Origin of the sequence: Sinomicrobium weinanense (assembly GCF_018863395.1) — a bacterium.
GTDB classification, from domain to species: Bacteria; Bacteroidota; Bacteroidia; order Flavobacteriales; family Flavobacteriaceae; genus Sinomicrobium; species Sinomicrobium weinanense.
Map to the genome: position 1 here is coordinate 263,830 of NZ_JAHKRR010000002.1, position 12,522 is coordinate 276,351.

The 12,522-nt window shown below is 47.0% G+C and carries 9 protein-coding genes; 7 read left to right on the forward strand and 2 right to left on the reverse strand.

The features are described 5' to 3' along the window. Positions 1-22: 22 nt before the first annotated feature. Entirely contained in the window at positions 23-487 is a 465-nt protein-coding gene (locus KN811_RS06760; protein WP_187967089.1) for a CBS domain-containing protein, read from the reverse strand. Between the two features lie 239 nt (positions 488-726). Between KN811_RS06760 and KN811_RS06765 the strand changes: the two genes are divergently transcribed. The 7 genes from KN811_RS06765 to KN811_RS06795 all read left to right on the forward strand — a co-directional run bounded on the left by KN811_RS06765 (position 727) and on the right by KN811_RS06795 (position 11,407). Then, positions 727-3,036: a M28 family peptidase gene (locus KN811_RS06765; protein WP_187967088.1), complete on the forward strand. Its 2,310-nt coding sequence runs from the start codon at positions 727-729 to the stop codon at positions 3,034-3,036. A gap of 88 nt (positions 3,037-3,124) precedes the next feature. Then, on the forward strand, positions 3,125-3,922 hold the full coding sequence (locus KN811_RS06770; RefSeq protein WP_187967087.1) for an SDR family oxidoreductase: 798 nt from the start codon (positions 3,125-3,127) through the stop codon (positions 3,920-3,922). 143 nt (positions 3,923-4,065) lie between these two features. Next, positions 4,066-4,767: a tetratricopeptide repeat protein gene (locus KN811_RS06775; protein WP_187967086.1), complete on the forward strand. Its 702-nt coding sequence runs from the start codon at positions 4,066-4,068 to the stop codon at positions 4,765-4,767. Between the two features lie 171 nt (positions 4,768-4,938). After that, complete coding sequence (locus KN811_RS06780; protein WP_187967085.1) at positions 4,939-7,371, forward strand: hypothetical protein; 2,433 nt, start codon at positions 4,939-4,941, stop codon at positions 7,369-7,371. Between the two features lie 75 nt (positions 7,372-7,446). Continuing rightward, a complete protein-coding gene (locus KN811_RS06785) occupies positions 7,447-8,217 on the forward strand; it encodes an alpha/beta fold hydrolase (protein ID WP_187967084.1) in 771 nt (256 codons plus the stop codon). Positions 8,218-8,554: 337 nt separating this feature from the next. After that, positions 8,555-9,799, forward strand: a complete 1,245-nt coding sequence (locus KN811_RS06790; RefSeq protein ID WP_187967095.1) for an OmpP1/FadL family transporter — start codon at positions 8,555-8,557, stop codon at positions 9,797-9,799. Between the two features lie 138 nt (positions 9,800-9,937). Next, positions 9,938-11,407 carry an SGNH/GDSL hydrolase family protein gene (locus KN811_RS06795; protein WP_187967083.1) on the forward strand — a complete coding sequence of 490 codons (1,470 nt, stop codon included), beginning with the start codon at positions 9,938-9,940 and terminating at the stop codon, positions 11,405-11,407. 228 nt (positions 11,408-11,635) lie between these two features. Here the strand turns inward: KN811_RS06795 and KN811_RS06800 are convergent, their stop codons facing one another. Further along, positions 11,636-12,352, reverse strand: coding sequence for a M15 family metallopeptidase (locus KN811_RS06800; RefSeq protein ID WP_187967082.1), 717 nt, complete (start codon positions 12,350-12,352; stop codon positions 11,636-11,638). Positions 12,353-12,522: the final 170 nt, after the last annotated feature.

Consider the following 12,522-nt stretch of genomic DNA (forward strand, 5'->3'; position numbering starts at 1 on the left):
CTCACCTTCTCACTTTCTCACCTTATCGCCAGTGATGCCCACTGATCTTCAGGGCAGCGAGCATTACATCCTTACGGCTTATTTGCCCTATTAAAAACCCGTTTTCCACTACCGGGAAACGGCGGTGCCTTGTTTTGTAAAATCGCGTTGCAGCATCGAAAATATTGGCATCTCCATTGATGGTCAACACATCGGTTGACATATATTTTCCGACCGTCATATTGCCAATAGGCATATTGAAATAACGCCCTTCGGAGATCTGTTTCATACAATCACTGTCTGATATGATCCCGATCAACCTGCCTTTCTCATCTACCACAGGCGCTCCGGTGATCTTGTTTTTCATAAAGGTCTCCATCACTTCCAGAAGGGTCTGTTCCGCAGTGAACGTAATCAGTTTCTTCGTCATGTGGTCTGCTACGGCTATGGGGTGGTCGTAGCTTCTTTTTATTTCTTCTCTCGCCCCTTGAAAACTTTTTATTCCCATGGTTGTCTCATTTTTGGTTCTTTCTAAATTTAGTGATTTATAATTAATTAACATAATTTTGAAGGTAATTTTATCAACAAAGCCTTAAAAATAACATTTCATCAACACAGCAATATTCTCGCCCGATCCGGGAATAAAGTGCTTATTTCTCCATATCCGCGGATATTCGTATTTTGTAGCTGGAAATTCTGTACAAACTAAACCGCCAAACCCGGACTTCGGGCCTAAAAAACAAATTGATGAAACGCTATACCGTTACCCTGTCCCTCCTCTTTATTATAGGTATCGTTTACTGGTCGTTCTACGACATTATGCCGCATACCTACACCAAGGAAAATGCCCCGGAAAACACCTTCTCGGCAGAAAGAGCACTGATCCTCGTCCGTGCCATGTCCCGACAACCGCATTATGTAGGCTCGCCGGCCCATAAGGAAGTGAGGGAATACCTCCTTTCGGAACTGAAAAAACTGGGACTGGAACCCGAAGTACAGGAAGGATATACCGCCGGTAACTGGGGTAACCTGAGCAAAGCCCGAAATATTCTCGCCCGGATAAAGGGAAGCGGGGACGGAAATGCCCTGATGTTGCTTTCTCATTACGACAGCAGCCCGCACTCTTCTTTCGGTGCCAGTGATGCCGCCAGTGGAGTGGCCACTATCCTGGAGGGAATACGCGCCTTTCTGCCTGAAAATAAAACCCCGGAAAACGACATCATCATCCTGTTTTCCGATGCGGAAGAACTGGGGCTCAACGGGGCAAGACTCTTTGTCAACCAGCATCCCTGGGCGAAGGATGTTAAACTCGTTCTGAACTTCGAGGCCAGGGGCAGTGGCGGGCCTGGTTTTATGCTGGTAGAGACCAATGGCGGAAATTCCGGGCTGATACGGGAATTCACCAGGGCACAACCCCGATACCCGGTAAGCAATTCATTTATGTATAGCGTATATAAAATGCTGCCCAACGACACAGACCTCACTGTTTTTCGCGAAGACGGCAATATAGACGGTTTCAATTTTGCCTTTATCGATGATCATTACGACTATCACACAGCGCTGGACACAGAGCAGAGACTGGACCGTAATACCCTGGAACACCAGGGCAGCTACCTTATGCCCCTGCTGCACTATTTCAGCAATGCTGATATTACCAACCTCAAAAGCGACGAGGATTACGTGTTTTTCGACGGCCCGTTCACCTCGTTCATCTCCTATCCTTTTTCATGGATATGGCCCATGATGGGCATAGCGGCTGCGCTCTTCATTCTCCTCATCTTCTATGGCATCAGGAAAAAGAGCATTGTTCCGAAAGAAGTGTTCATCGGTATCATCCCTTTTGTTGTTTCTCTGCTTCTGTGCGGACTTATCGGGTATTACAGTTGGCCGGTTTTAAAAAAGGCCTATCCGGATTATGCCGATATCCTGCACGGATTTACCTATAACGGGTATTATTATATCGCAGCATTCACAGCCCTGAGCATTGCCATTTGTTTTTTTCTGTATCACAAATTCCACCATATCCGGCCGGTAAACCTGCTGATTTTTCCGGTTTTTCTATGGATCGTTATCTGTGGTTTACTGGGCGTTTACCTGAAAGGGGCTTCCTTTTTCATCATCCCGGTATATGCGGCCCTGCTCTCGCTGCTGATACTTATCCGGCAGGAAAGGCCAAACCTGTTGCTCCAGGCCATACTGACCGTTCCCGCCATCTGGATATTCGCTCCTTTTATACAGATGTTTCCCATAGGACTCGGGCTAAAAATGATGATCGCCTCTACGCTCTTTACCGTGCTCCTGTTCGGGCTGTTACTCCCCGTGTTCGGGTTTTACAGACAACAACACAAACTGGCCCTGTTTGCCGGAGTACTCACCGTGGCATTACTGATAGCGGCCCATATCCAATCCGGATTTACCGAAAACAGCCCCAAACCAGACAGCCTGTTATACGTTCTCAACACGGACACAGGCAAAGCATCCTGGGCCACATACGACCAGGTACCGGACGAATGGACCTCTGCCTATATCGGGCAGGACCCGCAAAAACCGGAAGACCTTTCCGCAACGACCATAGCCAGCAAATACAACACCGGTTTTTCCTATACGGCCGGGGCCACGGTAAAGCATATCCCACCTCCCCGGGTAGATATAGTGCACGACACTCTCAGGGGCACAGAACGGGAACTGGAAGTATGTATTACCCCGCAACGAAATGTCACCCGCCTGGAAGTGTTCTCCGATACGGAAAATATCATTTCCTGTAAAGTAAACGGCGTAGCACTTTCTCAAGAATACCTCCGGAATCCCAAAAGAAAGGACCGGCTCTTTTCTCATTACATCACGGACAATGCCTATACCGAAATACTCCTTCGTATCCCGGCAGATGAAAATCCGGAACTCACACTTTTCGAAGCCTCCAACGACCTGCTGGAAAACCCGCTGTTTACCGTTCCGCCCAGACCCAAAGACCGTATTCCCATGCCTTTTGTCCTCAACGATGCCATTGTCGTGAAAAAAACCGTTACTTTTGGAGAGGGTGAAAATGTGAGAAGGTGAGAAGGTGAGAGATTGGTATACAGTATTTCTACTTTCTCTCACTTTCTCACCTTCTCACATTCTCACTTTCTAAAAAAAGTCTATTCAAATGAAAATAGCTATTCTGGGCTGTGGATGGCTGGGATTTCCCCTGGCCAAAGCGTTGATCAAACACGGATATCAGGTACACGGTTCCACCACTTCACCGGGTAAAACCGAAGAACTTGCCTCCGCAGGTATCCGGCCTTTCCTGGTCCGGCTCGGTGAGGGTGGCATTGAAGGTAATATGAAGTCCTTCCTCAAAAATATGGAAACCGTTATTGTAAATATTCCTCCGAAATTGAGGGGCACAACCCCGGAAAGTTTTGTAAAGAAAACAGAACACCTCATCCCTGTCCTGGAAAATTCCGGCATACGCCATGTGCTCTTTATCAGCAGCACCGCCATTTATCCGGATGATAATTCCACGATCACAGAAGAAACCCTGCCCAGGCCCGAAACAGAAAGCGGAAAACAGTTGCTCGCCTCCGAAACCCTTTTACAGTCCTGCCCCGCATTCAGGACCACTATACTCCGTTTTGGCGGACTTATAGGACCTGACAGACACCCCGTGCATCACCTGGCCGGAAAGAAAGGGTTGAAGAACCCGGATGCTCCTGTAAACCTCATCCACCTGGACGACTGCATACGCATTATCCCGGAGATCATACGGCAGCAGAAATGGGGAAAAGTATACAATGCCGTCTTCCCATCCCACCCCAAAAGAAAAGTATATTACACCGAAAAAGCAGGCGAACTGGGACTGGTTCCGCCTCAATTCGTTGCACTTTCCGGTTCGAAGGGAAAAATCATTTCCCCGGAAAAACTCAGGAAAGAACTGGGATATACGTTCAAAGGCTTTATTTAAGTCTGTCCCCGTATCCCCAAACACCCGAAAACCCGAATACCGGGATACCCGGAAACCGGTTCCATTATTTAAAGTTAATTATACCATTTCTAATCCTAATTTTTTTTAGTTTTGAAAACCTTAAAAAAATACGTTCGAATAAAATGAAGAAATTTTTAATTCTGGCCATCTTCTCATCGGTGTTAACGGTGAACGGGCAAAGCGACCTTAAAAAGCACTACGAAGCATTCTACAAGCAAATGAGAACCCAGGGCGATATAAACGGTGCCATCAATGCACTTACACACCTGTATGTTATAGAGCCTTCTGCAGCCCGGAAAGATACGCTGGCTTATTTATATGCCAATTCAGGGCAATATATCCAGGCTGTAAACCTGCTGGGAACGGAAAAAGATGCTTCCGCCTCGGATATGGCAGTAGACGTCAAGGCCATTTCACTCAAATCCCTCGATCAGCCGCAACTGGCCGTACAACAATATGAGATCCTGTTCGACAGAAAACCGGATGCCCACCTTGCCTATGAGCTGGCAAACCTCAACCTTCAGATAGGGAAACTGGATGAAGCCAAAAAAAACATAGCTTACGGGCTTGAAAACGCCACAGACGAAATGAAAGTGCCTTTTTACGAAAGTAAACCTCCCTATGAAGTACCCCTGAAGGCTGCACTGACCTACGAAAAAGGCCTGCTTACCTATAACGAGGACAAAAGCAGGATAGACGAGGCCATACAACTCATCGACCAGGCCATAGTACTGGCTCCGAATTTTAACCTGGCCAAACAGATCAAACAGGCGCTTAACAATCAAAAGAAAAAAGGCGGGGAGAAAAAAGAAGAAGAAAAATAAGGTCGTATTGCTCCCGTCTTTGCCTCTCCTGCTCCCGGGGCACAAAGGGAGAGGATCGTTTTAAGCTCTGAGAGTTTCTTCTCCCGGCAGGATCATCAACCGGATTGCATAATAGTTTTTGCCGGTTGTACGTTATTAAAAAGAACCTGAGGTAAAATGGAATGTATCCGAATGAGACCAAAAACCGTTTTTTTACTACTTTTCCTCGTATTGGTTAGTTGTACCACCCCGAAGAAAACAAATTCCGATCTCATTTCCCGTATCCCCGAAAACGCTTCGGTCATTGTTAAGATCCCCAACCCGCAGGCTTTTTTTAACGCATTAAAGAACAACACTTTCTTACAGGAGAACGCCCTGCTCCCTCCCGCACTGTCCCGGAAACTGGAAGCCCTGCGATTCCTGGACAAAAAAAGCGAAGCCCTGCTTTGTGTGATCCGCACTTCCGACAGCCTTTACGATTTTACATATATCTCCCGGGATGTGGAGAACTACACCACACTCGACTCTTTAAAAGATGGTGATACGAAAAACTCGTCGCTTAACAAAACTGCCATAAAACAGTTCTCTTCCGGAAAACACAAACTCTTTAACACAGTGGTAGACAGTATGTTCATATCCTCTTCCTCCGAACCGCTTATAGAAGAGAGCATCCTTGGAAAAAGCGAGGTAGGCAGGGAAAATTTCAGAAAAATATTTGCCCTGGCCGATAAAGACAAGCAGGCATCCGTATTTTTGCGCAACCATCCGTTCCATCCCGAAGACATTACCCGTACCGACAGTACTACGGCCCGAAAGCGGAATGCCGCTCAGCAGGACCACTGGACCATGTTCGACTTATCACTGTCTCCCGGCGAGTTGCTCCTTAGCGGTATAATACCAAACACGGATTCCCTGCCCGCAAACACTTCGGCACAAATCGCCGAGAGAAAAACGATCGGGATCACCCCGGTTAATGCCCGGGGGGTACTTTCCTTTACTCCTGCTGATTTCAGCCGGGGAGACTCGCTGTCCGTATCCCCTGTGGGAGACCTTCTCGCATCTACCGACGAAGTAGGGATCATCTTCGGGGAAAAATACGATGCCGTGGTGTTTCACACTTTTGATGCCGGTGTCGCGGAAAAGGCATTTTCTTCTTCTGCCGTGCTGAACACTACATTCAGGGACCACAACATTTACCAGATCGATCCCGTAGGCCCCTTTTCGCAAACCCTGCCTCCCTTTGGGGAAGGAAAAGAACTGATGTTCTACACCGCGATAGAAAACCATATTGTCCTGGCCCATACCGTCGATGCACTTACGGATCTTATCGTACAATACCAAAGCAAGTCTACCTTGAACAAGCGCACTTCATATACAAAGATCGCAGAGGAACTCCCGGATGTTTCTTCTTTACTGGCCGTAGGGATGACTCCCGGGTTTAAGGAATTATTCCTGAAAAAACTATTCTCCGGCTACGGCAAAGACCTTTCCTTTTCGGTTTCAGACAATTTTCCGTATATGATCGTTCAGGGAGTCGCAGACCGTAATTACACTCATACCAACATCCTGCTCCGGAAACCCGGCTCCCGGAGATCGGCTTCGGGCATTTCCCAGAAATTCAATATTGCCCTCGATGCCGATGTGGCGATCCCCCCGCAACTGGTTACCAATCACCAGAACAAACAAAAGGAAGTCGTTGTGCAGGATGTAGAGCACAACCTCTACCTGATCTCCCGCGATGGAAAAGTCCTCTGGAAAAAGAAGTTGAACGGTAGGATCATAGGCCGGATAGCCCAGGTAGACATTTTCAGGAACGGAAGGCTACAACTGGCCTTTACCCTTTCCGACGGCCTTTATATTGTGGACAGGAATGGAAAAGACGTATCTCCCTTTCCGGTGAAGGTAAAAAGCCCCATTACCAAAGGTCTGGCCGTGTTTGACTATGACAAGAACAAAAAGTACCGGTTTTTCATCACTCAAAACAACATTATAGTCCCGTTCAATGCCCAGGGAAAACGGGTTAAAGGATTTGACTTCAAGGGCACTCAAAGCCCCATTATCAACCCTCCCGAGCACATCAGGACAGGTTCCCGCGATTATATTGCCGTCCAGGAAGAGAACGGCAACCTGCACCTTTTGCACCGTACAGGGAAAAAGAGGGTCAATGTCAAAGGGAAGATTGACTTTTCCGGAAACAAACTGTTCTTTTACAATGGCAAATTCACCACCTCCAACAGCTCCGGCGACCTCGTTCAGGTAGACAAACAGGGCAGGCTCAACAAAAGACAACTCGGTCTCGCCAAAGACCATCACATCGACGCTACTTCCAGGACACTGGCCACACTCTCCGACAATATCCTCACCATAAAACAAAACAAATACGAACTCGATTACGGCATTTATACCCAGCCGGAGATCTTCTATATTCACGATAAGATCTATGTGTCGGTAACAGATATACAGACCAAAAAGGTATATCTTTTTGACAGCAACGCCCTCCTGCTGGGCCATTTTCCGGTATACGGGACCTCCGCCATAGACCTGGCGGACCTGGACGGCAGAAGAAACCTCGGATTTGTAACCCAGGGGGAAAAGGATAAAGTCGTATTGTATGAAATTAAATAGGGGTTGCCGGTTGCGAGTTCGCCAGTTCTTTTACTACTTAGCGACTTGTAACCTGCAACCTGTAACTTTAAAACCATGGAACAACTATACTCCAAAATACTCGGACAGGGAAAGCCCCTTATCATCCTTCACGGATTCCTCGGAATGTCAGACAACTGGAAAACCCTGGGGAACCAATACGCTCAAAACGGTTTTGAAGTACACCTCATCGATCAGCGAAACCACGGAAGGAGCTTTCATTCCGATGCGTTCTCTTATGAACTCATGGTAGAAGACCTGCACCGGTATTGCCGGGAACATCAATTAAACCAAATAGATCTTATCGGGCATTCCATGGGAGGAAAAACCGCCATGCTGTTTGCCACCACCTACCCGGAAATGGTAGAAAAACTTATTGTTGCCGATATTTCTCCGAAGTATTATCCCGTACACCACCAAACCATACTCAACGGCCTGCTTTCTATCGATTTTAATGTGACTAAAAGTCGTAAAGAAGCCGATGAACAACTCTCCAGATATATCCCCGAGCTCGGGATACGCCAGTTCCTGCTCAAAAATATTTACTGGAAAGACAAAGAAGAACTGGCCTTCCGCTTTAACCTTACGGCACTCAATGACAATATCGAAGAAGTAGGCAAAGCACTTCCCGAAGATGCTGTCTTTAATAAAGAAACACTTTTCGTAAAGGGCGGCAAATCCGAATACATCACTCCACAGGACGAACCGCTCATTAAAAAACACTTTCCCGAAGCCGCTGTATCTACCATAGACAATGCGGGCCATTGGGTACAGGCAGAAAGCCCAAAAATGTTCTTCGAAACCACACTTCAATTCCTGAAATGTTAAATTTTAAGTCAAAAATACTATGCATGCATAATTTTTTGCTTTAAAAATTGCATATTTCATATTTTATCATAATTTTTGCTTATATCCCGGAATGACTAAAGGCCTGTATATGCTTTTACCTCATTCCCTATGTAAAATACAGGTGATATTTACCAGGACCTTCGGATGCAGAACCGGTGGAAACACAACACAGGTATCTACGCGGCAACCGAAAGCGATCGGAAAACTCCCCTACCGATGGGTACCGGGCCTGTACAATTTTAATGATTTAACAAGTAATATCGCATAAACTCTTAAATATCCGGACAACAAAAACAAAAAACAGAAATAGACAATGATGAAAAAAACTTACATTTTAGCAGTTGCGGTACTCATAACCACCTTCTCCTATGCCGGTGGTTACCGTGTTGCCTTACAGGGGCAGAAACAGCTTGCCATGGGGCATGCGGGCGTAGCGGTCATCAACAGTGCGGAATCAGTGTTCTTCAATCCCGGCGGTATAGCATTCCTGGACAAAAAGATCACCATAAGTGTGGGGGTAAGCCCCGTTTTTGCCAATATCAGCTTTCAAAACAGCGAATTTGGATGGAGTACGGAAGCAGATAACCCGGTAGCTACACCGTTTAATGTATATGCCGCCTACAAGATCAACGACTGGATGAGTGCTGGTATCGGCGTTTACACCCCTTACGGTAGCGGCGTGGAATATCCCGGGGATTGGGAAGGGTCTCATCTCGTTAATAAAATAGAACTGTCATCCATATACATCCAGCCTACCTTCTCCTTTAAAATAAATGATAAACTGAGTATTGGAGGCGGTCCCATAATCGCTATCGGAAGTGTCAACTTCAACAGGAACATTAACCGGTCCATGAGCAATGCTGCCGGCGAAAGGGCCAATGTTACCATAGACGACAGCGGTGTTACTGCCTGGGGCTATTCCCTGGGAATGGCATTCCGCCCCACCGATAAACTCACTCTCGGGCTCACTTATAAATCCGAGATGAAAATGAAAGCCAAAAACGGGGAAGCCGAATTCCGGAACCTTCCGGGCACAGCACCCGGTAACTTTGACAATGTAACCTTCAATGCCACCCTGCCCCTTCCGGCCGAGCTCGCCGTGGGAGCCTCCTATATGATCAATGACAAATGGCTTGTGGCATTCGACTACAACAGGGTATACTGGGATGCTTATGAGTCCCTGGATGTTTACTTCAGTAATGGTCAGGCTTCGCACAATCCCCGGAATTACAAGAATTCTTCCGTATACCGGTTCGGGCTGCAGTACATCGCCAGCGGGCGCTTTACACTCCGTGGAGGATATTATTACGACGAATCCCCCGTACAGGCCGGGTATTTTGCCCCGGAAACCCCGCGTAACGACTCCAATAACTTTACGGGAGGGCTTACCTTCAATATATCGGAAAGGTTTGCCATAGATGCGGCCTTCCTCTTTGTTCATTTTGACGAAGTGGATGCCTCCTATGACCACTACCAGGAGAACGGGCAGAATGTTTCCTTTGGCGGGACCTATAAGAACAATGCCTTTGTCCCCAGCCTGGGAGTATCGTATGCCTTTTAATCCGATTTGCGAACCGTATACATGAAAAACAGATGCAAGACGATAAGATGAAAGACATAAGACACAGAAGCTACATCGGCCATCCTATGTCTTATACCCTGAAATCCTGAGTCTAACCATCACAAAATATAGCGTATCATGAAAAAAAATATAAGACTTTTAGCACTTTTGGCCCTGGGCCTGGCGGCTTGCCAGCCGGAATTTGACAAACCCGTTGACGAATCCGGGTTCTATTCCGCAGGTGATGCCGATTTTTCCAATTATGTTGCCGTAGGAAACTCCCTGACCGCCGGTTTTGCCGATAATGCCCTTTACATACAGGGACAGGAGAATTCCTACCCCAATATCATGGCACAACAGTTTGCCCATGTCGGTGGGAGGGATTTCATCCAGCCTCTTATGAACGATAACATCGGTGGCCTGCTTGCAGGTGGTACTCAGATTGCCGACACCCGGATGGTCCTTAATGCCACGGATACAACTTTCGTTAACCTGGACGAACAACCGACTACCGATATAGCCAACACGCTCCAAGGCCCGTTTAACAATATGGGCGTACCGGGAGCAAAGATCTACCACCTTGTAGCTGAAGGATACGGCGATATTTCCGGAGTAGGAAGTACGGCCAATCCGTACTTTGTTCGTTTTGCTTCTTCAGCAGGCACTTCGGTCATAGCCGATGCTGCTGCCCAAACGCCTACGTTCTTTACCCTCTGGATAGGGAACAATGACATTCTGAGCTATGCCACTTCAGGAGGGGTTGGTGTTGACCGGACCGGCGATACCAATCTTGCCAATTACAGGAGCAATGACATTACCGACCCCAATGTCTTTGCAGCCGTATACGATCAGTTGTTAACAGCCCTTGCCGGCAGTGGGGCCAAAGGAGCTGTGGCCAATATCCCGGATGTTACGTCCATTCCTTACTTTACTACAGTACCCTATGCCCCGGTACCTATGGATGCCGGAACTGCGGCTTACGTAAATTCCCAATACCAGGATTACAACAATGCCATGCTTCAGTATGCAGCTTTGGGATTGATCACCCAGGAAGAAGCCCAAAGACGGCAGATAAACTTCCAGGAAGGGCAAAATCCGGTAGTTATTACTGATGAATACTTAACGGCGCTACCCAATCCTCAGGGTGGAGAAATGCCAAAAATAAGGCAAACCACACCCGAAGACCTGATTGTATTAACAGCACAGACACATATAGGGCAAGACCCGGATGATCCCTCCATCATTCATGGGGTTTCCGTACCCCTGGAAGATCAATGGGTCCTTACCCCCGAAGAACAACTACTGGTAAGCAATGCCCAGACTCAGTACAATGCAACAATAAAAGCCCTTGCAGGGCAATATGAACTGGCCTTTGTAGATGCACGGGCCATGATGGCGCAAGCTGCCGAAACCGGCATTCCCTATGACGGAGGTGTCCTCACCTCTGCCTATGCCACCGGGGGTGCATTCTCCCTCGATGGGGTCCATCCCACAGCCAAAGGATATGCCCTGGTAGCCAATGCCTTTATAGAAGCTATAAACGAAACCTATAATTCCACCATCCCCGGAGTGAATCCGGGAGCTTATCCCGATGTGTTTGTAAAATAGGTATTGTAAAAAATAAAGGAATATAAAAGGAAATATCTAAAAAGTCTTATACTCCGTCATGCTGAACTTGTTTCAGCATCCCATCGCATTGATCGGACGATCGGTATGGGACCCTGAAACAACCCTTCGACTTTAGTTTATCCTGAGCTTGCTGAAGGGCTCAGGGTGACAGTTCAGGGTGACGCTAAGACTACTTTTTAGATATTCCCTTTTTTATACAGCTAAAGATCACTCACAATCCCACCGGAAATTAGCCACCTTTCCATTGGAAGCACTGGTAAGGTTGTAATGCCACCACTCGGTGCGAATGGACCAGAAACCGTGTTTTTCCATGGTTTCCTTTAACAGTTTCCTGTTTTTTAACACCTCATCCGGATGCCCGGTATAATCGTGATGGGCTTCCTTTCCGAAAAAGTCAAACCCGGTGCCCATCTCCAGCTCATTGCCATCCGTATCCACAAGGGTAATATCTACTGCACCTCCCTTGTTGTGAATGGACCCCTTTGCCGGGTCAGCCACATATTGCGGGTTGGGAACTATTTTCCACATTTTCTTTTGTACATCGTGCGGCCGGTAACAATCAAAGAACTTGATCCGGTAGCCCTGCCCCATCAGTTCCTCATTTGCTGCGATCAGAGCCTTTGCAGTTTTGGCTCGTACATAACATTCCGCACAGTCATAAACCTTGGTCTTTAAAAAATTGTCATCCGTGGCATATTTCATATCGTATACAAAATCCCTGTTGTAATCGCGGAGCCTTACAAAAGTAGTGTCCGCTACATCATCCAGGGAGAGCAGGGCGGGTTCTTCCTCCAGGGCTTTTGTGAGCGTATCCTTTGGGGTCTCTACGGTTTTCTCCTCGGGGAAGGAGACTTCCCTTTTTTCGTTTTTCTCTTTACAGGCTGTAAAAAGAACAACCATTAATGGTAAAATGATCTTTTTCATATCACAAAATAAAAGAAAAATCCCCTAAGTTCCGGCCTGTTTTTCATATCTTGATGTCCCTGTTGCATATTGAGGTGATTTATTCTTTACATATATTTAGAGCATAAGATCAAAAAAACAGCAACCAGGTGTTCCCTGTAAAGAACATTTGCAGCCGGTCCCTGACCCCT